We start from the raw sequence: 25,452 nt of genomic DNA on the forward strand, positions 1-25,452 counted from the left end.
TTACTTCATTTGAAAATTTCATAGACTTTCCTAAACTTTTCCGCATAGTCTTCATTTCCTATCGAAGAATACACCTTGCTTAGCAGCAAGTATATCTCCGAATTGATGGGGGTCTCAGAAAGAGCCTTTTTCAGATATATCAGAGCTTCTTCCGGACTGCCGTATTTTAATTCTCTATTAACAAGCTGAAAAACGTCCTGTTCCTCAACAATAGGGTCTTTTTTTAATTCTCTGGTATGTATTTTCTGCTCGATTTCAGTCACCAGCTCTTTAAATCTAGCCAAAGTAAAGGGTTTTTGCAGATAGGCCACGGCACCCATTTGAGTACACTCCACCGCATTTTTTACAGTGGCATAGGCTGTCGTTATGACTACAGGCGTAGTAATACCATTGTGCATCATCCATTTAAAGACTTCTGTGCCACTCATATAAGGCATTTTTATATCCAAAAATATTATAGTATAGTCCTCAGCTTTCATTAGGGCCATAGCCTGCTTGCCATTTCCGGCAGTCTCAACGAGATAGCCTTCCGTTTGCAAGCATTTAGTTAACAATATTCGGTTTGATTTTGTATCATCGACCACTAGGGCTTTCTTCATTTTTTCACCTTCCCGAAGCAATTGGAATAGATCTGTTTATTACATTTTGCCTTGACAATGGTGCTTAAAGAAAGTATCTGCATATAAAAGAGTTAACTAAAATCCAGGTGGATTATGATATTTTTCAGATTCCTTAGTTCGTTTTAATATTTAAAATCTATTAGCCAGTCTCTTTGTTCGCTTTTTCTAAATAATTATATCTTAGTAAGGAAAGAAAGATCAACAAATAACTTATCGGCAATCTGCATATTATTCGAGTTTTCAACTTAAAGACAAACCCATGCCAAGCACAGCAATAAAGCGAGGGAGAATCCCTCGCTGAACACTTGAATGAAATTTATTTTTAGAAACCGCGTTAATTGCCTGATTAGCTTTAGATAATCGTATTAAAAAACTTATTGAGAGTCAGCTTTGCTTTTCCACTAATCACAATACCCCTTCTGCCTCAGCTTCATAATATGTTCACGCAAAATTGTTTCCAAATCAATTCCATACTGCTCCTCAAGAACAAACATCATGGTCACCGCTGTTTGGGCAACGTCAACCAACTCGCGGGCCACTCTCTGCATGGCCTCCGCTTCCTCGAGGCGCTGACGTTCCCCGCTGAGCCCTCTGAACTTGCCGATAGCCTGGGCTAACTCCCCGGATTCCTCCATGATCTTGAGGGCCGTACTCTCCAAAGAAGGGCTTAAGCGATTCAAGCGGGGTAAGGTCACAGTTTTAGTAGCGTACTGTTCCGGACCGGATTTAGAATTCGTTGTCACTTTCGCACCTCCCCTGCCTATCAATCTCTTTGTTTCATTATTATACCATTCTTGAAGCATGAACGCATTAACGATACCCTGGTGGTATTTGGCGGCGGATCTTCCTTAGGGTTCACCGCCCTGGTATCTTCAATTTCCTTTCTGAATCTCCGAAGCGCAAAAGACTGCCCGACGAAGGAAACCGTCTAAGGCAGTCTTTTGCGCTGGCTTACAAGTCATTATCAAGCAGGCAAATCCGTTACATTGCCACTAAATCTCAGCTTTGATCTTACAATCTCTGCTTATTCTCGCTTCTGTTTCCGCATTTCTAAAAAGACTTTTTCCGGAGTAACCGGCAAATGGTGGACCTGAACTCCAACGGCATTATATACCGCATTAACGATCGCCGGAGACGGGGTATTGGCCACGACCTCCCCAATAGATTTAGCCCCGAAGGGACCTGACGGTTCATAGCTTTCCTCAAAGGCAACACGCACCTTACCGAGGTCTTTACGGCAAGGGATTTTATATTGCATGAAAGTGTTCGTTTCCATCTTTCCCAAATCGCTGTACCTGACTTCTTCGCACAAAGCCATACCGATTCCTTGGGCTATTCCTCCTTCAGCCTGAATTCTGGCCAGGTTGGGATTGATCATCGTACCGCAGTCAACAACAGCGACATAATCGATCAGGTCAACGCTGCCGGTTTCACGGTCTACTTCCACTTCCGCAAAACCTGCGACATAAGGAGGAGGGGAAATGTCACTGCCATGAGTAGCCATGCCTACCAATTGAAGGTTTCCCATACCAAGAATCGTTTGTTCGGCTAGTTTAGCCAAGCTGATTTCCCGATCGCCTTCCAAGGTTCGCACGGCAAGCTCTTCATAGACAACGTCTTCTTCAGAAACTCCTAAGAACTTAGCTCCTTGAGCCAAAATCTTCCCTTTTAATTCCTCTGCCGCCTTTACCACGGCAGTTCCCGCCAGATAGGTGGTACTGGAGGCATACGAACCGGGATCAAAGGGGGAACTGTCCGTATCCCCGGCGCAGACAATAATAGTTTCCATAGGTACTTCTAATATTTCGGCTGCTATTTGACTCAGGATTGTGTCACATCCGGTTCCCATATCCGTTGCTCCAATAAGCAGGGTAAAGTTTCCGTCGTCATTTAAACGGATCTCAGCGGAAGCCGTACCCACGTTGGCTATCCCCGACCCCTGCATGGTAATGGCCATACCTACTGCCCGGACTTTTGCGGAATTAATTTCCCGACGCGGAAACTTTTCGTTCCAGCCAATCATCTCCCGGCCTTTCTTAATGCAGCGGTCTAAAGCCGTACTTCCGAGCAAAACTCCCTGCCCCGTAAGAAAGGTTTCCCCTTCTTTGCTGATATTTTTCAAACGTATTTTCGCAGGGTCCAGGGCTAAGCGTTCCGCCAGCTTATTGACGGCCGATTCCAAAGCAAAGGTTCCCTGCGTCGCCCCATAGCCGCGAAAAGCCCCCGCCGGCATTTTATTGGTGTAAACCGCGTTCCCTTGAATTCGAACTGCTTTTGTTTTATTGTACAAGGGCAACGTATAATGTCCAACACAGCCGAGAACTGTAGAGGCATGTTCTCCGTAGGCTCCCGTATCGGACAACACTTGAAGGTCGATAGCCCGGATGTATCCGTCCAAATCCGCTCCCAGCCGCACCTTAATTCTCATGGCATGCCGACTGGTGGTGCAACTAAAGGTTTCCTGCCGGTCATAGATTATCATAGCCGGTTTGCCTGTTTTCAAAGTCACCAAGGCCGCAAAAACATCACCAGCACCCGTCTGCTTGCCTCCGAACCCGCCGCCGATTCTCGGTTTGATCACGCGGATCTTGCTTGCCGGAATCTGTAGGGCCCGCGCCAATTGTCTTCTTATATGAAAGGGAATCTGAGTAGAGCTGACCACAACTAGTCTTCCCATATGATCCTGATAAGTGAAAGCCCGATAGGTTTCCATCATGGCATGTGCCTGAGCCTGAGAAAAATAGACCTCCTCAACAACCACGGGACATTCCTTTAATACTTGTTCCACGTCACCTACTGCTTCATGGTAAGAAGAGGCAATATTCTCCTCTTTGTTTAAGCCTATGTCAAAATTACAAGCTAAATCTTCTTCAGGGTGAACCTGTGACAAATGTCCAATAGCTTCTTCAAAATCCAATACCGGCTCCAGCACTTCATAGTCTACCTTCATTAATTTCAGCGCTTTTACAGCTGTCTTTTCATCCACTGCCGCAATAACAGCCACCTCGTCACCAACATAGCGAACAATATTCTCCAAAATCAAGCGATCGTAAGGCGAAGGTTCAGGATAGGATTGTCCGGCTAATGTAAAGCGAACACCGGGAACATCTTTGTAGGTAAGAATGCACTCTACACCCTCAAGGCTCTCCGCTCTGGCCTTATCAATATTCGTTATCTTGGCGTAAGCATGCGGGCTTCTGAGAATTTTCACAACAAGGGCATGAGGCATGACTAAATCTTCCGTATACACAGGCTTGCCCATCGCTACGGACATCCCGTCAATTTTCGGAACACCCCGTCCCACACTTTTCAAACAAGACACTAACACCTCAGGCCACCCCCAGATAGGTCTTTACCGCTCGCAGCTGCCCCATGTACCCTGTGCAACGACATAAATTTCCTGTCAAATAGTGAACAATTTCCTCTTCGGTTGGGTTGGCCAGTTCATTTTTCATGGCTAAAACATTCATAATAAAACCCGGACTGCAAAAGCCGCATTGCTCAGCCCCTTCGGCTGTGAGGATGCGGGCAAACTCTTCCGCAGCCTCAGGCACTCCCTCGATCGTTGTGATTTTTTTACCTTGAGCCCGCAAGGACAAAGTAGAACAAGACAGAACAGGTTTTCCGTCAAGCCAGACAGTGCACAGCCCGCAGCAACTGGTATCACAGGCTTTCTTAACGCTTAAAAAACCGTGGGAGCGAAGAGTGTCCGCCAAAAACTCGTCGCCTGCGACATCCCAAACCACTAATTTATCGTTGACAGTCAGTTCAATGCGCATTCTCTTACCTCCATAATCCCTCTCCTAACAAGTACTTGGCAAAGGGCTTTGCGGTAACTTGCGCTTCCCCGGGCGTTAGACCCAAAAGCCAGTTCCTCAGCCGACCTTTGAGCCGCGTCTTCTATTTCCCGAGTACTCAAAGTTCCTTGACCCAAAGCTTTTGAGGCATCGGCGGCAATAGCCGCCCTAGCCGGTCTGGCTCCGGCTACAATCCGCCATTGGTCGTTTAGTTTGGAGACAGCTACATTTAAAACCGCAAAATCACTGGCTGATTTCCTCAAACTTAAAAAAGCTGCAAGGCGCTGATTTTTCTTTAGCCAAAGCCTAAGTAAAATGTCCTTTTCACAGGGTTTTTGCAGAAAAGCCTCAAGGGGAATTCTACCGCCCTTATATAATTCAACCTCAGTGTCCAAAGCTAACAAAGCAGTAATTAAATCAGAAAAGCCATATCTGGAATAGACCGAAGCACCTACTGTCACACTGTTTCTAAATTGCACTCCGATAATATTCTCTACGGCTTTAGGGAGAATGCCGTTAAAAGACTCTTTTAAAAGAGCGTTCGTTTCCAGCTCTCTCAAACTCGTCATTGCCCCGATTTCGATAAACTCGCCGTTGTCCTTGAGATAATCCAATTTTAGTTTTGTGAGATCAATTCCGGTTCCGATACGCTTGCCGCCCATCTTTAAAAAAGCACAACCACCCAGAATCGTATTGTTCTTTCTTTTAGTAAGAATTTTATAAGCCTCGTCTAACTTATCCGGTTGTGCTATATCAAGAATTGTAAACACTCTTGCCGGCCTCCTTGAAATGTTTTCCCGCCGAAAATAAAAATCAGGCGAACAGTTTTCAACTCAAATTTACTGAGAGAAACCTGCCCGCCTGACCTTAAACCACGACTAAAACACCGGCCTTCACGTTTCTGTGCAGGCAGTGCCTCAATAAGCCCTTGGATAAGTTCCGCCAACTTTCTTCAAAGTCAGCGTCCATTTGCTAGGTACTTCGCTCATAGTCGGACCATTTACGGCAGTCCGGTAGAAACTTGCAGACCTTATCTCTGCGACTATATGAACCTATTTATTTTATCACAAGGGCTATTTTACAAGAGATCAAGACATAGGTCAAGCTATTTTTCGAACGATTTTAACGGTTGCATTAAAATCGTTCGATCTTAGGGTGAAGAAGCTGAATTACTACTTAAAGCAAAAACAACCTGCAGAAATTTTAATAGTCTCTAGGAAGGCCGAGTTTACGATAAGCTAAATAGGAATAGGCGATGGGCACCAACGAAATAACTATGATAATGACAATAAAGCTAAAACCATTAAAGGTCATTCCGCTTAGCGCTAAAAAGATATTGGCGACTCCGCCCAAGACCCAGAGAGGAGCGGCCAATCTGTGAGTTTTTCTCCAAACTTCTTCACTGGCGAGGGTCCAGGGAGTTTTAATACCTACAAAATAATTATGCTTAACTCTGCCCATGACATTCCCTAAGAAAATGAAGAGCAATGAAATCATAATTTGAATCAGAATCGGCCGGTTAACAACCATTCCCGAAGCGATAAGCAGGGTTATCAGTTCCAAACCCAGGAAAAAGATAACCAATAAATACTTCAAAAACTGATATGTCGGTTCAAAAGAGCTATAATTCTTGCGCTTCGGATCAATAAAGGGCAGCAGGACGAACATAACATACAGGCCTAAAGCGATTAAAGGAAGGCCCAAGGTAGCAAACAATTTACTGCCGTAGCCATTGATTTCTCCCTGAGCATTCCAGTGAATCGGCACTCTGTCCGGAAGAGAAGGATAAAAATAAATGCCCAGAGCAAAACCCAAGATAATTAGGAGCAAAATCGGCCAATCCTTTTTTAATAAAACGCTAAGCTTCGTCATCGTTAAGCCCTCCTTCATTGACATGACCGGCGTTAAAAAACCAATTAATAACTTCTTGAAACACTGTCGTATTTAGGGAATAGTAAATGTTTTGCCCTTTTCGCTCATCAGTGACCAATAAAGCCTGTTTTAAAGTATTAAGATGGTGAGAAATACTGGGCTTGGTCATATTAAATTGTTCGGCGATTTCTCCCGCTGTCATATCATGCTCTTTCAAAAGAAGAATAATCTTTCGTCTTGTAGGGTCGGCAAGCGCTTTAAATGGCAGATTAAGCATTAAATCACGCTCCTTAAGATCATTAGATATTTAGATATTTAGACAATTTCCTAAATGTTTAAACCTATTATACTCTTATTTTCGCCAAAGTGAAGACCTTTTATCTAAATCCAAATAGTGCCAGCAGTGCCCGAAGACCGTCTCACTCATGTTAACCTTGGCGCAGGCAGCTGCCTGCTTGCTCCTATGAGGACTGTGTCCAAAGCACAGCAAAGGGGACGTGCAACAAAGTTTAACACGTCCCCCACAAGGAAAAGTATCACCCGTTTTAGGGCGGCGGTTCAAATTAACTTCCGATGGCTTAATTGAGCCTTTAATTGCGTTTAAGCGTGAGTCCCGCTAAAGCAGACACCCGAGCAAGAGCTTTTGGATTTTAAGATATTTGGCTTCTGCCTCTTCTTCCTCTACAAACCATTCGATTCCTTGCTCGGCTGATTTTGTATTATAAGTATGTATTAAACCGTCAGTCAATACTTCCTTGCCCCAGGCCACGAAGAACTGAGCAGGTGAATTCACTGGGTTCACACCGGCGCCGAAATAAATGGGCATCCCTTCAATTTCCGTGCTTTCAAAAACATTGGCTTTCGTTGTTCCGCAAGGATTCTCCATTCAACTTCCTCCTTAACATTAAGAGCCTTCGTTGTTTCTGCGGGTTACTTACATTATGGCCTGAAATAATCCCATTCTCCAATTTCTTAAATCACTAAGGTATATTCAAGCAGGAAAGAGCTTTATCCCTCATAATCATCTTCTATCAAGAAAGAGGTCAATATGATAGAATTTAGGCAAGATTAAACTCTCACTGTTTTATAAGGAGGATTTTAATGTTCACGCAAGCTTATACCCCTGAACAATCTGCTTTCGGCAAATTAGAAAATGGTCATGACGTCCTGATTTTATATATTAAAGAGTTCAAAGACAGAATCAAAGCCGTCAATCACGCCGGTTTGTCAAGTTATGCCTATCACTGGTTTGCCACGGAACACCAGGACTCCTATGTTCTTCAAATACTGTACAGCGATGATCTTCACCTTGCTATACGTTTCAACACTCAGCACTTCAATTTAATCGCTCAGCTCATTGAGCCCAAAGATGTGATCCTTACAGCTACCCCTATTTCCGAACTCATGGAAAAAGCTCAAATGAATTCTTATAACTTTCTTGAATTCAATGACGTGCTGACCTTCAGCAATCTTTGCTTTGAAACTCCTAAGGCAGAATATCAAAATTAAAGTTTAAGCATAAGCATTCAAGCGGTTAAAGGCTGTGATTAGATGGGCTTAGAACTCGGATTCCTGTAAATTTTTCAACAGCTGACCATGAGTTTCCAGCAACCAATGGATTTTTTCTTCCGGTATAGTCGCTAGGGCCGACATCATTGCTTTATAAGAAGAAGCGTTCCGGCAAGATTTCCGGGCCAGTTCCTCACCCTCAGCCGTCAAGTTGAGATTAATTTCCCGGCGATCCTCTGCGCTTGTTTTTCTTTCAACCAATTTGGCATTAACAAGATCATCTACATTGACGCTGACCGTGCTTTTGGAAAGCTGCAATTTTTCCGTGATTTCTTTAAGCGTAATACCGGGAGAAGAATAAATCGTGTTTAAGATTCCCATTTGCTGAAGGGTCAAACCCAAACTTGTAGCATTCTGTTGAGTATATTTTACGAGTACTTTACTGATAGTCATAAAAGATTGAACAACTTCAGCGGCAATTTCAACCTTTTTATCAGAGTAATCCATAGGGAAGCCCTCCTATAGTTCAATCGTTCATTCGAAAACAGTTTCTTATGCGAACTAGTATAATGGTTTCCTTACCACTTGTCAATTTAACCTATTCAAATACTATCCGTATTGCCCTTCGTCGAGTCAAAGAAACTCTTTGCAAATTCCCGCATCTGTCTTATAATAGTATCAGTATTGGCAACGAAGCCTACCTGTTTTCAGGTAGGCTATTTTTTTTGTGAGGTGTTTTAGCATGTCAAGCAACAGCCTAATGATTGATACTTCCGTTCTTCTCAGTGAATTAAAAGATGCCAACCAGGAAATGGGGCAAGTCATTGATTCCATCCGCCAAATTGCCCAACACACAAACCTTCTGTCTCTGAACTCGGCCATCGAAGCAGCGCGAGCTGGTGAAGCAGGCCGGGGATTCAGCGTCGTTGCCGATGAAATAAAAAAACTTGCAACACGCAGCTTAACCTCGACTAAAGAAAGTACCAAAATCATCGAAAATATCCAAAGCACGGCCAATGAAGTGATGGCCGTACGAACTGCCGACGTAGCCTATGACACCATCGATAAGATTGACCGCAACCTATTCGAGCGCAATTGCGATGCTCAGGCCTGGGCTACATTTGACAAGGTCAAGAACTGCCTGACCTCTTCTGCTCACGACAGAGGGGCGGTAACAAACGATCTCTTAAAAAAGCTCGTAGACATCTATGAAGTCTATCTTGATTTGTATGTGCTTGATACGGAAGGGAAAATCGTTGCAGCCGGTGTTCACCACGAACTCATTGGACAAGATATGTCGGACCGGAGCTGGTTTAAAAATGCTAAATCCGCGGACTCCATATCAGTCAGCGACCTCTATTTCTCCGAGATCAGTAAGCTGCACACCGTAGCTTATACTTGCCCTATCCGCAGTGAAGAAAATCAACTGTTAGGATATTTCTCTACAAGGTTTAACTGGCATTTCATCTATGACATTATCGACTCCGCCCGTATCGGTAAGAACGGAGATATTTTCATCATCAACAAGGAAGGCTATGTCATCGCTTGCCGGAGCCGGAAAGGAATATTAAAGGATAATTTAAAGCATCTTGAAGCCTGCCAACGGGCCATGAACGGTGAAACTTACGGCTATATTTTTGACAAAGGTACCATGGGCACGAAAATCTACGGTTATGCCCATACTCGCGGCTATAACGCTTATAAAGGAAAAAACTGGTCGGCCCTGGTCAGTGAAATGCTATAAAACTATTCGATACCATATTCTGTATGGACAACATTTCAATTTGAGCTGAATAGATTGAGAACTATTGAATTCAGCCCTCTTTATAAAGACGATGAGATTGTTTGGCCCAAGAAAGCCTAATTTCCATTGCTTCGGGGTGCAATATTTAAGTAAAATCTCACCTGGGTCAAGTCCGCATCGGGCTTGGCTCTTTCATTTAGGAAGGGCCAGAAGGATTTTCCCTGTCTGGTCTTTAATCGTGTTTATAAAGCCTTTTCAGAATCGACAACGTTGTCGATTCTGAAAAGGCCCGACCGGTTCCGCCAGGAAAAGGGACATTGAGGCCGTGACCGCTTTAACAGCCGATCTTTCCCAAGTTATTAGAGTCAAGCTCGGCTTTCCAGCCGTTCTTTGACACTTGGGTAACGATCAAGGTCTGTGTGGGGAAGAAATTTGCTGCTGACGAATTTCTCCATGAACGACGGGTTGGCATTAAGTTCAAAATAGGTAACCTGCGAAGCGATCGTCTCCGCTTCCAAGCGCTTAGAGCGAGAGATAAGTACCTGACGCGCTCCTTCCCCGGAACTGTTGCCCAAACGTACGATGGCGGAGCGGGGAAGATCAGGATAAAGGCCAATGGTAATCGCCGACTCGACAGGTAAATACTGCCCAAAGGCCCCCGCAGCATAAAAGTGGCTTATTTCCTGCCAGTGACAGCCTACGTTTTCCATCAAGAGATCAATGGCGGAATTGACCGCCCCTTTCGTTGCCATAAAATTATTCACATCAATCTGAGTGACAACGATATCTTTACCTACAGCCGTTTCTGCAGCGGGAACAACAATATACTCTTCCCTGCCTTGCGTAAAACGTGCCGTTCGGTCAATGATGCCGTTTAAAAAAAGCTCGGCCAGCGTATCCACCAGACCTGAACCGCATATCCCCCGGGCCGGCAGGTTTCCTATGGTTGTATATTCTACCCGCCCACTTTTCCCGTCAATGGCAACATGGTCAATTGCTCCCGGCTCCGCCCGCATGCCGAAAGCCGTAACTCCACCTTCCAAAGCAGGACCGGCCGCACCTGCGCAGGCAACAAGCCAGTCCTCATTGCCCATAACTATTTCTCCGTTAGTGCCAATGTCCACAAAAAGAGAAACACTTGACTGCTTGTGCATCCCACTGACCAAAACCCCGCCAATAACGTCACCGCCCAGATAACTGCCGATGCTGGGCAGGCAATAAACCGGCGCCAGGGGATGAATTTCCAGTCCCAGCTCCCCGGCGGGGATTAATCCGGGACTATTGACAATCGGAATATAAGGTGAGCGGCAAATCGAAGCGGGATCAAGGCCAAGCAGCAAGTGAATCATGGTGGTGTTGGCCCCGATCGCCGCCGCTGTAATTTGAGCAGAGTTCAAGGATGAGGCGCGCAGACTTTTTATTAAACGGTTAAGGGTATTAATTATCAAAGTTTGGAGGCGTGCCAGGCCGCCCGGCTCCGCCGCCTGGCGAATCCGGCTTAGAATGTCTTCGCCCAGGCTTATTTGATCGTTATAATCGGCTGCGTGACCCAGCACAGTTCCGTCACATAAATTTATAAGATAGGCAACCACCGTTGTTGTTCCTATGTCAATCGCCAAACCATAATGGCTTGGGGTGGTATCGCCAGGTTCCAGATCAATAAGCTCCCATCCCTGACCCGTTTCGGCCAAAGTAGCAGTGACTTTCCAATCTGAGCTGCGGCAAAGACCGGGAATTTTCGGCATTAAACTCAGCGGCACTCGCACAGACTGAAAAGCACGCTCCAAATTTTGCCGTAATTGATCGACATCGGCTCGATTGTCCAGGGAACTTGGCGGAGTTAACGCTAAAAATACTTTCCTGCTGAGAGGCTCCAGACCGGTGAGGGTTGTCCGGACTTGGTCTGCAAGAATGACTGGCTTCTCTGGCCGGTTTGACATAAGCCATACCTTCTTTAACTCAATTTTCGGAATAATTTTTTCGTAATACGGCTATTCCACTTCTAACCAAGTATACCATCTTTTTTGGAATGAATGAACCCTCACAACAGTAAATCGCCAACCTAAGGTCAAAGGCTTTCCTCTGGGCCTGGTCAGAATAAATGAGGTTTACTGGTTTAATCAATGAGTTTAAAACTGTAAGACACCTCATCCCAGAATTTGTGGTCACCACGAAAGGTTCTTTCCTGAAAAAGGAGCGTGTTTTCCCGGTCAAGGCAGAGGACTGTGGAGGATCTTGTTCCATAATCTGTTCCCCGTATAAAAATGGAGGAGAGCATCTTCTCTCGGGGGTAGCCGATCCCCGTACTGGGCAATTCATGGTCGTAGGCCTGCTCCGTATCAGCTAAGATTTCAAAAATCACCCGGGAGTCAATTAATCTGTCTTGGTTCCCTTCCAGATAAGCAAACAAAGCCTGTTTGCTCTTGCGGACTTTAGGCCAAGGTGTATCTAAAAAGTGATTGCTGAGAGCATAAAATCCCGGCTTGAGATCTCTTACTTCCGGGGATTGATTACTGAAGTACATCAAATTCCTAAGATCCCCCACCAAAATATTAAAGGGATTATAAAAGCTTTGGGTCTCAATAACTTTCGCCAGATACTCCTCCGGCGATTCCCTGGATTCGAGGTAATCCTTTACAAGCTGCCCCCTGGATTTAGGGTTTTCAATTTGGGAGGAAGGATCGCGAAAATTAGTCAGAGCGGAAAAGCGGCCTGACCTGGTTATTCCCATCCAGGTTCCCAGCATTTCCAGATCCCTTCCGCCTAAAATCCCGGGAGATGACTCCCAAAAATGCGCCGGCTCCGTCGGCCGATGATAAAACTCATCGCGGTTAGCTCCAAGGATCAAACGATAACGGGGGTGAACCTGATAGGCGAAAAACAGCAAACACAACGTTAGCACCTCACTTTCCGACCCGCTCACGCCAGGCATCAAAAGCAGCTACTTTCTTGCGGTAATAATCATAAGCGATCTCAATCTTAAAGCCTTTACCCTGATATAAGTTCAAAGCGCGCTCATTTTCACTGTCCACTTCAAGGGTCAAACGCGTCTTGCCTCGATTCCATAGATATTCCAAAATCAGCTCCATCAGCTCTTTCCCATATCCCAACCCCCGATATTCGGGCAAAATTCCCAGGCCAAAAATCGAGGCTTCTTCCCCATCCAAATGGTTTACGGCAACAAGCCCTATGACCTTATTGCCGAGAACGACCAAAAATTGTTCTCTTGTTTCAGAATTAAAGCAATTCTCAATACGACTTTTCGAGTCTTGATAGTTATCTGCAAAGGTCTTAATACTCAGCTCCACGACAGTCTCCAGGTCCCGAAGATCCGGCTTGAGGAGGTCCAGATCAGACGTTTGCCCAGGCTCATGGTCGGCTTTTACCAAGCTCATATAGTACTCGGCATGTTCAAATTCCGCTCGCAGAGCGGCAAGGGCCTTTTTACCGGAAATCGAAGACCGCTCACAAACAAAAAGGATCTCCGGGATATTATGAAATCGCAGCTCTTCCAGAGCCTGGGACAGCAAAGCTTTGAAGTACCCGTTGCCTCGATACTCCGGCCTCGTCAGCGCCGAAATTTCAACTTCAACATGGCTGGGAATGAACATGGACAACATACTGATCAATAAGCCGTCCTCATAATACAAAAAAATGCTTGGGATATTCTGCTTAAAATTTAAAGAAGTATCTAAAAAAACACTGCCTTTTAGACCGTCGTACCTATTACAGATTTCTTCGAGTTCGAGGACTTCCTCCGCGGCATCCTCAGTTAATTTTAAGTATTTCTTTACAGCCACATTTAATCTCCTTATTTTAACATTGCTCTCTTAACCTTCATTATAAGGTTTTATCGGCTATTCGGGCAAGTTAAGCGCCAGCAAAAAAATTCGGTTTATGCCGAGCTTTGCGGGGACAGAAGCCGCTAATTGCCCTTATGCTGGAGGAAGGTATTAACGAAGTCATACTTTCTGACTGTACAGCAAAAAACTCCGCACTTTGGAAAATGCGGAGTTTTCGGAGCGCTCACGAAATCGAGAAGAAAATTTTTATCCGATGACTAATCCGCTCTAAGACTCCCGCTTTTACAAGCGGTAGTTAAGAGCGGCTAAGTCCCTGGATAAGTGCGACTAAGATTCAGATGGAGTTAAAACTCCACCTGAATCAAGTCTTCTTTATAAATAAATCATTACGAGTATTGAAGTCACAGCAATAAGAATTAGGGAAAAGACAAAAGCCACCCTGATAACCTTTGTTTCTTCACCCATTTTGTCAATGGCTGCCGCGGCGTTTTGCAATTTGGCCGGAGAAATAACACTGGCTAGCCCTCCGCCAAAGGCCAGACCTGCGGTTACAATGAGCATGCCGCGCAGTCCCATATGGAGCAAATCCGCCGTCCTCAGCGTATACGTAGAAAACATAGCGATCGTTGAAGCTTCGCTCCCGGTAATAAACCCTCCTAACAGCCCTATAAGAGAGACTACGGAACCATAAGCATGACTGAAAGCTTGAGAGGAAAAGTTAGCCAGAACTTGCACCATGCTGACAGTTACAAATTTTTTAACCGCCATACTGTAGCCCGACATATTCATGATTTCCCCGATGCTGAAAAAAATTGCCACGGCGAAAACCGGCCGGGGAGCCCTTCTCCACCAAACGGCAAGGGTATCTTTCAATTGTGATCCTGTTGGCCTGATAAACACCAAGGAAAGCAAAGTACTGACAAAAATCCAAGTATAGGCGTTCCACAAAGCTCTCGTCACAATCGGACTCCCGTCGGCAGTCAAACCCAGAATAGGCATGGTAACCTTTCTGTAAAGAATATTAAATAAGTCCGTTGGCAAATTAAGGGCCAGTATGAGAATAATCAGCAGGCCCCAGGGAGTTAAGGCTTTCCAAAGAGGGAATTTATTTTCATACTCCAGCTCCTCAGAAGTAAGCCTGCTTTTATCAATAACTTTTTTCCCGGTTAAGAGAAGATAGATTACCATCGCCACAATGACACCGGCACCACACAAAACACCTGTGATAACAACTAAGCGATCAACTTTGTTGGCGAAGAAGGAAATCACGCTGATAACCGCTCCTGTAATAAGGCAGGGCAGCCAGCCAGCCTTTATCCCCTGCCATTTGCCAACAATCCAGAGCATGCAAAAACCAATCAGGGTGGAAATCACCGGCAGAAACATAAAAAAGACGCTGCCTGCCTGAGATAAACTGATTTCATGCCCTTTGCCCAAAAAGGAATTGGCAATATCGACAAAGACGACGACGGGTGCTCCCAGCAGGGCGTAGGTACAAAGAGCATCATAGCCAATACAGGGCAAAGCGATGGAAACATAGGTAGAATAGCCTAAAGCCAGCATAATCGGCGGCAAGAGAGAAACAGGCGTGGCGCCTACCGATACCATTAAAGTTCCAAAGCCAATATTAATAAGCATGATTTGAACGGCCTTGTTTTCACTGGCCAGAGTTTTGATAAATATGATAATCCTTTGCAGAGCTCCCGTCTTCTCCAGAAAGGCCATCTGCAATAAAGAGGTCGCCACGACTAAGGATACCGCAAAAGATTTAATCCAGCCGGCTATGGTGGATCTGATGATCACCTCCACACTCGTACGGAAAAATAAAAAAGCTATAACCGAAATGACGAGCCACCCCACCACTCCACTGACATCCGCCGGCTTTTTCCAGACGACGAGCATCAAGATGATCACTACAATCGGGGCCAAAGTTAATAAAAGTGAGCTAATAGACATTCTCCCTATCACCCTCGTTTCTTACTATTTTCCCAAGAGATTACAATGGTTGTTACCGCAGCGCCAAAGCTAAATAAATACCCAAATTATTGACCTGAACTTACCCTATAAAAAACAAAAAAGCTATCACCAAAGGATAGCTTCACGCTTACGTTGAATGCTTCATGTTCAACCATCCTTCCATCCTAAAATATCCGTCCCTTGAGCTTCCATCCTGCTACTCTACTACAACCTGTGAAACAGCTCACAGATTCCCTACATCCCTTATTTTACCCAACACTCAGAGAATTGTCTAGAATTTCTTTTGCGATCACTCATCATAACTGCCGACAAACCGGTATACATCCATAACCTTTTGAGGAGACTGACGGTCACTGATAATTCCGGCACTGCTGCCAAAGATGTACCCTCCCCCCTGAGCGGCAACCTCAAGCAGCCTCAAAGCCTTATCTTTTCTAGTCTCTTCTTCAAACCAACTCAAGTCATAGCCACCCATTAGACACACTTTATGGGCAGTAGCTTTTCTGACATCAGCTATCTCAGCCAGGGAGGAAAAGTCAAGCGAATGCAGCCCATTGATGCCCAAGCTAACGATATCATTTAAAACCGCCTTTAAATCTCCATCCGCATGAAAGAAAACCGGGGCTTGAGCGCGCTGCAAAACCTCGACTTGCTCTCTAAGACCCGGAAAAAAATTCAGGCGCAAAGTCTTCGGTGAAATAAAAGTTCCGCCATTGTAAGCGATGTCATCCGCTATGATAATTCCGTGAGCACCCAAAGCCAACGCCTTTAATCCCAATTCAATATTTGTGGCTACTCCTTCTTTAACAAGCTCAGGTATCGCCGGGTCCCCTTGGGCGATGGCTAATAAATAATTTGTAAACGACGAAAAGAGCTTAGCGGTTCCTTGAAACGGGCCATCAATAATGGCAAATATAAAAAAGTCCGTTTGCTCTCTCCAGCGCTTTAGTTCCTGCCAAACCTCAGCTTTTTCCGGCCGCGAGCCGGAATCGGGGGGCAGACTTGCCGTAAACGGGGAAGGTGAGAAGGCCAGGGCATCCAGCCCGCAGCGCTCACAAGCTTCCACTTGATCCCTAAACGTTACGCCCTCTTTAAGATCGAGCAAGCCGGCAATAAATCCATCTTCGAGATAAAATTCCCCTTTAGGAATACGATCTGCTTTGGCAAAATTTATGGCGACCATAACTCTTTCAATTTTTGTCACGTATATCCTCCTCTTCTTCATTGGTTCACTTGCTACCTTATATCAAAAAGAAAGAAGAAAGCAGTTATTGCATTCTCATTTCATGGCTTAAACCATGATATTTCCACCTTTTCCCTAATTAAGGTTGATTATTCTCCATTATTCAATAAATTCCTCTTTTTCTAAACAAAATTTTAAATTTAGTCTAGCAAAATAGGACATAAACTGCGCAGGGACAGCTGCAAAATGCTTAAAAGCTTTAGATAGAATAAAAACCATGCATAATAGTGGCAAAGTCCACCTATATGCACGGTTTTCTATTTATGAGGGCTTATTAATACCCGTTTGGAAACAGTCCCTTCTGATTCAGCCTTTTAACTTGGTGAATTTTCTTGAGTTTAATCCAGTCCAAGAAGACTATTCGCGATGCTTTCAAAACCAATTCTCTCGACCATCTTGGCAAATCGTTCGCCCGCTATGCCTTTTTCCCGATAAATAAAAATAGCTTTTTCTATTATTTCCATCGCTTCACTGAGCGAAAAGAGGCCTGGCAGTTCACGGCCGACCAGCTTCTCTTTCCCAAACATTCCCTGAATTATGACGGCTACTTTGTCGGGCTGTCTGCCTTGTAAGCCTATACATCCGAGTTGAGGCTTCGAACAACCGTTGCCGCAGCCACTCACTACAATTCTAAGTTTATTGGGAAGAGCAACATCATAAAACCCCTGGTAAAATCGTTCATCAAGTTTTTGCGCTATGCTTTCAGTATCCAGTAAACCAAATTTGCAGAGACTGCCTTTGCAAACAAGAACCGGTCTCACCCTTCTGCCTGTGCTTCCTGGAGCAAGGCCCACTTCTTTAAGCTCCTTGGCCAGGTTATCTAAGTCCTGATACTGTATCCAAGGGATCTCAACATTAAGCCTTTGGGTAAACGTATAGTACCCTTGACCATATTTAACTGATAAGTCTGCGACCTTTTCTCCTTGTCGGGCAGTCATTTTTCCACCCGGCATGGCAATCCGACATGCAAAGTGCAGACCATCTTTTTGGGCTACATATCCTTTTCCCAGCAAAACTTTTTTCTCCTCATCCGTCAAATCCATCGCTTCTGCCTCCTCTAAATCCTCCGCAATTCGGTTCTTTCTTTAAGTTAGGAAATACTTCTACTCCAAGGATAATCGCAACGCTGAAGTGCCCTTTCCAAGCAGTAGGTTTTCCAGCGCTTCGTAACTTTGGACGCCAAAAGCGGTACGACCTTCCACAATAAAATAAGGTACGCCTTGAATACCTAACTCCTGAGCTTCCTTAATGTCCTGTAAAACAGCCTGCTCATAGCGCCTTGAAACCAGCGCTTGTTGAAATTCCGCAGGGTCAAGCCCAATTTTCTCGGCCAGCTCAGTCAACACCTGGGGGTCGTTGATATCTTTCTGATCCTGAAATTGGGCGGCAAACACTGCATCATGATAGGCATTGCCTAACCCTTTTTCTTCCGCAAATTTGGAGCCTGCCAAAGCCAGGCGGGAATGCTCGCTTTTATCGTTAAAAATCATTTTAACGCCATATTTGCTGCCTAAAGCTTCAATTCCTGCTTTCGCCCGCGCCAGATATGCGGGCGACTTCGGCGGAAGCTCCATCCCTTCCGGTCTGAGCTCAAAAGATTTCCAGACAACTTCCAGGTTTTTATCCTTGGCCAACTGGTCAAGGGGGACTTTCCCTATCATACAAAAGGGTCATAAAAAATCCGAGAAAACGGTAATTTTATTAGACATTGTTCTTAATCTCCTTCAATAAATAAATTTACTCAGCCAGACCACAATTGCTTCAGAGTTCGGTGTAAAAAGGCAGCTGCTCTCCTGTCATCTCGGCAATTTTCCAGAGATAATTATTGCCGATCATTTCTCGCTTATCTTCCTGAAAACCCTTGCGTTTAAAGAGAGCCAAGGTACTGCGATTAGTTGCATATCCTGATAGATACCTGGCATCCTGTTCCTTGGCAAAACTTCGTAAATTATTGAGTATTTTATCGATGATCTCGTCACTTAAAATATCAAAATCCTCATTTTTGACTAAAACAATGTCGTTGATGAAGATTTCCTGATTGTTAAGTTTGGAGATATGCAGACTGATCAGCTTATCTTCATAACCTAAGGAATCCTCCCAAAGAATCTGCGGCAGTTTTATTCCCATTAAATCCTCAAATTCCGGCTTCGCTTTATAGTCCTCATAATACTCCTGCAGCAGCTGAGTCAACCCTATGTTATGGGCTCTTGCCTGAACGGAAATATTATACTGGGCGGGATACTTCTTTTTAACATCCTCATCGCGAAATACCTTTATACCGGGATTCCTGCCTATCTCAGATATTAAACCGTCCAGAGGAAAAATACTGTTTATTTGTTCCTCTGATGGGCTCCACTGTTCTGCATAAATGCGCCTTGGTTTTAATGACATTTCCTACTCACGCCTTTCAATCAAGATAACTTGCCGGATCAAGTGCCCCTAGCGAGTGGGCTTGGTCTTCTTGATCAATTCGGTAAAGCCTCTATAATTCCTTCCATATTCGAAAAAAGAAGTTGATATCCGCCGCTTAGAGTTGAATTTAGTATGTCCAGTTCGAAATTTTTTCTAAGTTGAACAATGACATGTTGCCAAGGCAGGATAACAACTATGGGACCCGATTTGGGTAGTGCCGTTAGACAATAAGTTGCAATCTCAGAGGGCAAAAACTGACAAACCAAAGAAAAGGGTGCATAAATGCTTTAAGTACCGCACAGAGTACCTTTAACGTCTCCTAATCACCGCCCGCTAATCTGCCTGTCAGAAGAAATTCAGAGAACCTAAAACAGGGAAGGAATGATAACCATTAATAACGAGCAAACCCGTCGAAAAATGGAAATCAAATATGAGAATCTCAGTCCCTTTGAACTGAAAGACAAACTGATTTCGCTTGCCAATAAACACCATGATACGAGCCTTTGGTCCATGCTCAACGCCGGAAGAGGCAACCCTAATTGGATTGCCGCAACTCCACGCGAAGCCTTCTTTGCTCTGGGTCAATTTGCCGTTGAGGAAACCCGCAGAACATGGAAAGATAAGGACCTTGCCGGTATGCCGCAGAAAGAAGGAATTGCCGCACGACTGGAAACCTACCTGAAGAAGCAGCCTGAGTCCCCCGGAATCAGCCTGCTGGAGAATACCCTTGATTTCTGCGTCAATAATTTAGGATTTAACCCGGACGCCTGGGTCCATGAACTTGTGGATGGAATCATCGGAGACAACTATCCGCTTCCCGATCGGATGCTCAAACATCTGGAACAAGTTGTTCATACCTATCTCATCCAGGAAATGTGCAATCAAGATCCTCCTTCCGGCCACTACGACTTGTTCGCTGTTGAGGGCGGAACCGCCGCCATGTGCTATATTTTTGACTCCCTTATTGCCAACCTGCTTTTAGCCGTCGGCGATAAAATCGCCCTTATGGTTCCAACATTCACGCCTTATCTGGAAATCCCCCATTTATCCCGTTACCAATTTGAGGTTGTAAGAATAAATGCTTCCGAAACAGATGAAGAGGGCAATCATACCTGGCAATATCCGGATTCCGAGCTGGATCAATTGAAAGACCCCAGCATTAAAGCCTTGTTCACCGTCAACCCCAGCAATCCCCCCTCCGTCGCCATCAAAACCGAATCTAAAAACCGTTTATTGGAGATCGTAAAAAAACACAATCCCAAGTTAATGATTATCACAGATGACGTGTACGGGACATTTGTAAACGGGTTTCGTTCCTTGATGGCCGATTTGCCCTTTAACACCCTTGGTGTTTACTCCTTTTCCAAATATTTCGGCGCCACAGGTTGGCGTCTTGGGGTAATTGCCCTGCAGCGAGACAATGTTTTTGATCAGCTCTTGCAGGAACTCCCCGCTTCCAAGGCCGAAGAGCTCGCCGCACGCTACGAGAGCATGTCTCTGCACCCGAAACAACTTCCTTTTATTGACCGCATGGTAGCAGACAGTCGTCAAGTTGCTCTTAACCATACAGCCGGTCTATCCACTCCCCAACAGGTGCAAATGGGCCTTTTTGCCCTCTTCGCTTTACTTGATCATGAAAACCGTTATAAAAAGCTGACCCGGGAAATTTGTCGCCAGCGTCAGGAATTATTATACAAAGGCTTTGGGCGCACTTTGCCTAACGATCCGTATAATGCGGCTTACTACAGTCAAATCGACTTATTGATATGGGCCAGGCAAAAATACGGCGACGAGTTTGCCGACTACTTACAAGCCACCTACGAGCCCACGGACATCCTCTTCCGCCTGGCGGAAGAAGCTTCGATTGTGCTTTTAAACGGCGGTGGGTTTGGCGGCCCCGAGTGGTCAATCCGCACATCTTTAGCTAACTTAGACGACGAGGCCTATGGAGAAATCGGCAAAACCGTCCAAAAAGCTTTTGAACAATACGCTGCTTCCTGGAGGAAACTCCAAGAAAAGCAGAAATCATAACCTTACGAAAATCTCCCTCTGCTTAGCGGACCGAAGCCTTTCTGAGAGCTTGGCGAGGAATTGGTTTATTTTAAGCATGCCCCGCTTCGCTAACAGATACTAAGCGCAGGGAAACCAGAAAGGCCGTAAAGACAAAGAAAATTATCAAGGCTATAACACCCGCCCAGCCAAACCTGGTCCAAAATATGCCCCCTGTCGTTCCTCCAATACTGGAACCTACATAATAACAAAATAAATACAGAGAAGAAGCTTGTGCCTTATGTTGTTTAGCCAGTTTGCCAATCCAGCTGCTGGCAACGGAATGTCCGCCAAAAAAGCCAAAGGTGAAGATGGCAATACCGGCGATTTTGGCCCACAAGTTGCCGCTCAAAGTAATGACAGCCCCGGTGAAAACTATTCCTAAAGCGATCCAGATGACTTTATGGCGTGGGTGTCGATCGGCCAGGCGTCCCATCCAGGTAGAACTGAACGTCCCGGTAATATAGACAATAAAAATCCAGCCCACTAAGGATTGACTCAAGGAATAGGGCGGAGCCGCCAACTGATAGCCAATATAATTGTACAAGGTTACAAAACTGCCCATCAGCAAAAATCCCAGGGCATAGATACAAACCAGATTAGAATCTTTAAATTGAGAGAGAAGAGACTCTGCCATAGTTCTGAGGTTAAGGGAGCGCTGCCTGAAATGTTTGGAAGGCGGTAACGTTAAAGAAAACAACAGAGTAGCAGCCAAACTCAATACTCCAATAACGGCGATCCCTATCCGCCAGTTGAAATAATCTGTCACCATCCCGCTGATGATTCTTCCCCCCATGCCGCCAATGGAGTTTCCGCTGATATAAATCCCCATGGCAATTCCCAGCCCGTTGGGTTCAATTTCTTCACTCAAATACGTCATGGCAATAGCCGGAAGACCGGCTAAGACAATCCCGGCAATGACTCTAAGAACAAGAAGGACATGAAAATCAGGGCTGATTGCCGTCAAAACCGCCAACACCGATGCCGCAAATAAAGAAACCGTCATAATTGACTTTCTCCCCCAAGCATCGGACAGCGAGCCTACAAAAAGCATACTGATAGCCATAGAAATTGTAGTTAAAGACAATGACAAGCTTGTCAGCGTGGGAGAACTATGAAAATCTCTGGAGAGTTCCGGCATTAACGGTTGTATATCATACAAAATAGCAAAGGTATTAAACCCTCCCGCAAATAAGGCCAGAAGGGCCCTGCGAAAGGAAGGTGTACCCTGTTTGATGTAATCCACAATAACGTCTTCTTTCTCTAGGCTCATAGACAGCCTATTTTTCAAGGGTAACCAACGGCTTCTGCTCTTGCAAGTCCGGCATGAGCCAAATTTTCTTTATTCTGCAAACTAAAGATCTGAACCAAACTTTCTCCTTCTTCGTCAAGAACTAAAAAATTCCTCCTTTTCAGGAGGAATTCCAGGCCGTTAAGGCATACATTTTAGAGGCTGACAGCTTTCACTTTCGGCAGAAACAAGTTTTTCCCCCTCAGATAGCCAGATGGTGAATGTTTACTTGCTGCCTAAATTGTAAAAGGATTGGCTCAGTTTGGGCTCCTGCTTCAGTTTGCTTTTAATCTGAGTTTGAACGCCAAACTCAAAAATCAAAGGATAAAGCTTCCTGACCAGGTCTGAGGGAAGATCGAGGTCTTCCGCAAGGTTCACAAGACGCTGGATGATATCCTTTTCCCTGTTCGTATCTTTAACACGATCCAAACGTTTCTGATCACTTAATTTCCTGACGATTTGCATCCGTTCCGCCAATCCGCTGATAATGTTTTGATCAATTTGATCAATCTGAGCACGTAAGGACTCAAGAGTATCTGCCGTTTCAGCAAAATTGAAAACTCTCTCCACAGAGCGGGCAACCCCGCCCAGTTCCCGGGCCAGGGTTAAGAATTGCTCCGGAGTAAGCGACTGTGGTCCGTCGCTCACAGCCTCATCCGGATTAGGGTGCATCTCAATCAGCAAACCGTCTGCCCCTCCGGCTATAGCCGCTTTGGACAAAGCGGAAATCAAATCTCTTCTCCCGGCCGCGTGGCTGGGATCGACAATAACCGGGAGATGAGTAAGCTCTTTGGCAACTCCCACGGAACTTAAATCCAGCGTGTTTCGCGTACTGGGTTCGAAGGTGCGTATCCCCCGCTCACATAAAATAACCTGGGAATTACCCGCGGACAAAATATATTCGGCGGCGAGCAGCCACTCCTCAACCGTTGCTGATAAGCCCCGTTTGAGAATAATCGGTTTGTTCACCTTGCCTGCCAATTTCAAAAGCTCAAAATTTTGCATGTTGCGGGCGCCTATTTGCAGTAAATCAACTTTGTCAAGGACTAGATCCAGGCTTGTCGTGTCGACGACTTCAGTCACACAAAGCAAACCCTGTTCTTTAGCGGCCTGAACCAAATAGTTTACGCCTTCCAGGCCTAACCCCTGAAAACTATAGGGTGAGGTTCGGGGTTTAAATACTCCGCCGCGCAGGACTTTTCCGCCCGCCCGTTTAACTGTTGCAGCCGATTCCTGCATCTGGATGCTCGACTCAACGGCACAAGGTCCTCCCATCAGGATGATTTCCCTTCCGCCTAAAGCTACTCCGTCCACCTCAATGATGCTTCGCTCCGATTCAAGTCCTGCCAACTTCAAGTCTTTCATCATCATTTCCTCCCTCAAATTCAATGATTTGCGGGTAACTTTCTCTGCACGTTCCAGCTATTTGCCGCCATCAACACGAGGCTGGAACCGAGAGTGGACTCAAAAATAATACGTCTGTCCCCAAAATAAGGACAGACGTCAATCTGCGGTACCACCTTAATTGATGCAAATATTGCATCCTCTTATGCAGAGTGCCAACACACCCTTCGCCTGATAACGCCGGCTCAGCGTCGGAAGCTACTAAAGTCGATACTTTTTCGCTCCGCCCTCAAGGGCCCATTTACTCGCTCCATGCCTGTCGGGTTTCCACCTTACCCGACTCTCTGGAAGGCTGGTCCTGCGCTTTTACTTCCCTATCAACAGTTTATACAATCATAGCACTCCGACCACTGAATTTCAAATGTTTTTATTAGCTTCTCCACAAAAATTGAAATTATTATGCCAGCTTTGCGCCGCTATCTCTCCCATCAGAGCATAGCCTTGAAGACTGGGGTGAACTTCATCAACATAAAGGGCCGCGGCCTGGCCCGCTCGGATTCTAAGCCGGAAGGGCGAATAAAAATCAATGACTGTCAGGCAATTCTGAGCCGCATACTCCCTCAGCCAGTTTCTATACTCGATTAAGACGCTCTCTTCTGCTGCCAGCAATGACGGCGTAGGCAAACCAAGAATAGGGCTAACTCCTTGTTGAGTGCACAAACTTACCATTTCCCGAAAATTCGAGCTTACCTGTTCTAAAGGAATTTGCTCATAAGCATCATTGGCCCCACCGAGAATCATAATATGGGTGGGCGCGCAAGAGAGTACATCTCGCTCAAAACGTTTAAACATGCCCCGGGTGAAATCACCATTAATTCCTTGATTAAGAATCTCACATTTTAGCGCCTTTGCCAGATGTTCTACCCAAGACTGCAAAGGGCTAAAAGGATACCCTTCTGTAATTGAATCTCCAATGGCAACCAGTTTCAAACTTTTTCCACCTCACTTATGAATTTGAGCCAGCATAGTGTCCATGTATAAGGTTTCAGTCTATTTACAGTTTTAGCGAAACGAGCTTCATTCTCGCGAAAGCGGAATATATTGGTAGAAGCATGTGGGAAAGGAGTTGACCCTGTGGAGGAATTTAAGAAAATTGGTTTGAAGACAAATACTTTCTCACCCTATCCTCAAAATCCTGAGCTTAACTTCAGTATCCAACCTAATTACTGCCAATATTCTTGCCTGGGGGAATCTGTAAACCCTTACTTCAAGTGTGCAAGTTCAAGCGCTTTTTGGCTGCTGGCCCCTGCCGGGATTGGAACAGTAGGCGCCTTATTGTTAGCCCTCAGCCTTAATCCCATGCTTGAGGATCAGCAGCCTTGCCCTAACGATGTGAAAATCACGGTTATCTATACGGCATTAGCCACCTTAGCGCTAGCTCTTTATGTTTATTGTACACTTAACAGCCACAAAGAAAAACTTTCATCAAGTTATTGGCCGTTGGCTATTGGATTAGCTATACTTCTAGTATTTTACAGTGCAGTCTACTTTCTGCTTTATAAGATAGATCCTGACAGCTTTTCCGGAAAACTTGGCGATGACCCAACGACTCAATTTCTCACATTCGTCTATTATAGTATTACAACATTTGCCACTGCTCAAGATGGGGATATCAGAGCGCAGACTCTCAGTGCCAAAAGCTTGGTTGGCATGGAAATCCTCTTCTTTATTTATATTTTTGCCCTCGGCCTGGCGCTGTTTTCACGCTCTTAAGCCAGTTGCATTAGAACT

The 25,452-nt window shown here is 45.2% G+C and carries 24 protein-coding genes, 1 riboswitch and 1 other annotated feature; of the genes, 4 read left to right on the top strand and 20 right to left on the bottom strand.

Features of this window, described 5'->3' with window-relative positions; genetic code table 11:
- Positions 1–5: 5 nt before the first annotated feature.
- The 8 genes from REC12_RS14430 to REC12_RS14465 form a co-directional block, all read right to left on the bottom strand.
- Complete coding sequence (locus tag REC12_RS14430; protein WP_308895621.1) at positions 6–599, bottom strand: response regulator; 594 nt, start codon at positions 597–599, stop codon at positions 6–8.
- A 422-nt stretch (positions 600–1,021) separates the two neighbouring features.
- Positions 1,022–1,363 (bottom strand): MazG-like family protein, encoded by a 342-nt coding sequence (locus tag REC12_RS14435; RefSeq protein WP_308895623.1) that lies wholly within the window; start codon positions 1,361–1,363, stop codon positions 1,022–1,024.
- Between the two features lie 281 nt (positions 1,364–1,644).
- The gene (locus REC12_RS14440; RefSeq protein ID WP_374214212.1) at positions 1,645–3,894 is read right to left on the bottom strand and encodes a xanthine dehydrogenase family protein molybdopterin-binding subunit; all 2,250 of its coding nucleotides are present in this window, start codon (positions 3,892–3,894) and stop codon (positions 1,645–1,647) included.
- Positions 3,895–3,949: 55 nt separating this feature from the next.
- On the bottom strand, positions 3,950–4,399 hold the full coding sequence (locus tag REC12_RS14445) for a (2Fe-2S)-binding protein (protein WP_308895625.1): 450 nt from the start codon (positions 4,397–4,399) through the stop codon (positions 3,950–3,952).
- Positions 4,384–5,187, bottom strand: a complete 804-nt coding sequence (locus REC12_RS14450; RefSeq protein ID WP_308895626.1) for an FAD binding domain-containing protein — start codon at positions 5,185–5,187, stop codon at positions 4,384–4,386. The genes REC12_RS14445 and REC12_RS14450 overlap by 16 nt, the downstream gene beginning before the upstream one ends.
- Before the next feature lie 198 nt (positions 5,188–5,385).
- Positions 5,386–5,487: riboswitch (purine riboswitch) on the bottom strand.
- A 133-nt stretch (positions 5,488–5,620) separates the two neighbouring features.
- Complete coding sequence (locus REC12_RS14455) at positions 5,621–6,289, bottom strand: SdpI family protein (protein ID WP_308895628.1); 669 nt, start codon at positions 6,287–6,289, stop codon at positions 5,621–5,623.
- Positions 6,276–6,566, bottom strand: a complete 291-nt coding sequence (locus REC12_RS14460; RefSeq protein ID WP_308895630.1) for an autorepressor SdpR family transcription factor — start codon at positions 6,564–6,566, stop codon at positions 6,276–6,278. Before REC12_RS14460 ends, REC12_RS14455 begins: the two co-directional genes overlap by 14 nt.
- Positions 6,567–6,905: 339 nt before the next feature.
- Positions 6,906–7,175: a hypothetical protein gene (locus tag REC12_RS14465; RefSeq protein ID WP_308895633.1), complete on the bottom strand. Its 270-nt coding sequence runs from the start codon at positions 7,173–7,175 to the stop codon at positions 6,906–6,908.
- 215 nt (positions 7,176–7,390) lie between these two features.
- On the opposite strand from REC12_RS14465, the gene REC12_RS14470 reads away from it, so the two are divergent.
- Complete coding sequence (locus tag REC12_RS14470; RefSeq protein ID WP_308895635.1) at positions 7,391–7,798, top strand: hypothetical protein; 408 nt, start codon at positions 7,391–7,393, stop codon at positions 7,796–7,798.
- A gap of 48 nt (positions 7,799–7,846) precedes the next feature.
- Here REC12_RS14470 and REC12_RS14475 read toward each other — a convergent pair whose 3' ends face one another.
- Positions 7,847–8,305, bottom strand: a complete 459-nt coding sequence (locus REC12_RS14475; protein ID WP_308895637.1) for a MarR family winged helix-turn-helix transcriptional regulator — start codon at positions 8,303–8,305, stop codon at positions 7,847–7,849.
- A gap of 235 nt (positions 8,306–8,540) precedes the next feature.
- Here REC12_RS14475 and REC12_RS14480 point away from each other — a divergent pair, with 235 nt between their 5' ends.
- The gene (locus REC12_RS14480; RefSeq protein WP_308895639.1) at positions 8,541–9,542 is read left to right on the top strand and encodes a methyl-accepting chemotaxis protein; all 1,002 of its coding nucleotides are present in this window, start codon (positions 8,541–8,543) and stop codon (positions 9,540–9,542) included.
- A 365-nt stretch (positions 9,543–9,907) separates the two neighbouring features.
- On the opposite strand, the gene REC12_RS14485 is transcribed toward REC12_RS14480, so the two are convergent.
- From REC12_RS14485 to REC12_RS14520, 8 genes are all read right to left on the bottom strand, one after another.
- The gene (locus REC12_RS14485; RefSeq protein WP_308895641.1) at positions 9,908–11,482 is read right to left on the bottom strand and encodes an ASKHA domain-containing protein; all 1,575 of its coding nucleotides are present in this window, start codon (positions 11,480–11,482) and stop codon (positions 9,908–9,910) included.
- Positions 11,483–11,658: 176 nt separating this feature from the next.
- Positions 11,659–12,444: an NRDE family protein gene (locus REC12_RS14490; protein ID WP_308895643.1), complete on the bottom strand. Its 786-nt coding sequence runs from the start codon at positions 12,442–12,444 to the stop codon at positions 11,659–11,661.
- Position 12,445: 1 nt separating this feature from the next.
- Positions 12,446–13,342 (bottom strand): GNAT family N-acetyltransferase, encoded by an 897-nt coding sequence (locus REC12_RS14495; RefSeq protein WP_308895645.1) that lies wholly within the window; start codon positions 13,340–13,342, stop codon positions 12,446–12,448.
- Between the two features lie 375 nt (positions 13,343–13,717).
- A complete protein-coding gene (locus tag REC12_RS14500; RefSeq protein WP_308895646.1) occupies positions 13,718–15,301 on the bottom strand; it encodes an L-lactate permease in 1,584 nt (527 codons plus the stop codon).
- Positions 15,302–15,611: 310 nt separating this feature from the next.
- Positions 15,612–16,526 carry a uroporphyrinogen decarboxylase family protein gene (locus REC12_RS14505; protein ID WP_308895648.1) on the bottom strand — a complete coding sequence of 305 codons (915 nt, stop codon included), beginning with the start codon at positions 16,524–16,526 and terminating at the stop codon, positions 15,612–15,614.
- Between the two features lie 377 nt (positions 16,527–16,903).
- Positions 16,904–17,608 (bottom strand): ferredoxin-like domain-containing protein, encoded by a 705-nt coding sequence (locus REC12_RS14510; RefSeq protein WP_308895650.1) that lies wholly within the window; start codon positions 17,606–17,608, stop codon positions 16,904–16,906.
- A gap of 60 nt (positions 17,609–17,668) precedes the next feature.
- Positions 17,669–18,274 carry a DsbA family oxidoreductase gene (locus tag REC12_RS14515; protein WP_308895652.1) on the bottom strand — a complete coding sequence of 202 codons (606 nt, stop codon included), beginning with the start codon at positions 18,272–18,274 and terminating at the stop codon, positions 17,669–17,671.
- 52 nt (positions 18,275–18,326) lie between these two features.
- A complete protein-coding gene (locus tag REC12_RS14520) occupies positions 18,327–18,956 on the bottom strand; it encodes a hypothetical protein (protein ID WP_308895654.1) in 630 nt (209 codons plus the stop codon).
- A 402-nt stretch (positions 18,957–19,358) separates the two neighbouring features.
- Between REC12_RS14520 and aspD the strand changes: the two genes are divergently transcribed.
- Positions 19,359–21,008, top strand: coding sequence for an aspartate 4-decarboxylase (gene aspD / locus REC12_RS14525; RefSeq protein ID WP_308895656.1), 1,650 nt, complete (start codon positions 19,359–19,361; stop codon positions 21,006–21,008).
- A 70-nt stretch (positions 21,009–21,078) separates the two neighbouring features.
- On the opposite strand, the gene REC12_RS14530 is transcribed toward aspD, so the two are convergent.
- The 3 genes from REC12_RS14530 to REC12_RS14540 form a co-directional block, all read right to left on the bottom strand.
- Positions 21,079–22,272: an MFS transporter gene (locus REC12_RS14530; protein WP_308895658.1), complete on the bottom strand. Its 1,194-nt coding sequence runs from the start codon at positions 22,270–22,272 to the stop codon at positions 21,079–21,081.
- A 270-nt stretch (positions 22,273–22,542) separates the two neighbouring features.
- Positions 22,543–23,739 (bottom strand): bifunctional 3-deoxy-7-phosphoheptulonate synthase/chorismate mutase, encoded by a 1,197-nt coding sequence (locus tag REC12_RS14535; protein WP_308895708.1) that lies wholly within the window; start codon positions 23,737–23,739, stop codon positions 22,543–22,545.
- A gap of 67 nt (positions 23,740–23,806) precedes the next feature.
- Positions 23,807–24,051: a binding site (T-box leader), on the bottom strand.
- Positions 24,052–24,078: 27 nt separating this feature from the next.
- Entirely contained in the window at positions 24,079–24,651 is a 573-nt protein-coding gene (locus REC12_RS14540; RefSeq protein ID WP_308895660.1) for a GDSL-type esterase/lipase family protein, read from the bottom strand.
- 144 nt (positions 24,652–24,795) lie between these two features.
- Between REC12_RS14540 and REC12_RS14545 the strand changes: the two genes are divergently transcribed.
- Positions 24,796–25,434, top strand: a complete 639-nt coding sequence (locus REC12_RS14545; RefSeq protein WP_308895662.1) for an ion channel — start codon at positions 24,796–24,798, stop codon at positions 25,432–25,434.
- The last annotated feature ends 18 nt before the right edge of the window (positions 25,435–25,452 follow it).

The organism is Candidatus Desulfosporosinus nitrosoreducens, from assembly GCF_030954495.1.
GTDB lineage: Bacteria > Bacillota > Desulfitobacteriia > Desulfitobacteriales > Desulfitobacteriaceae > Desulfosporosinus > Desulfosporosinus nitrosoreducens.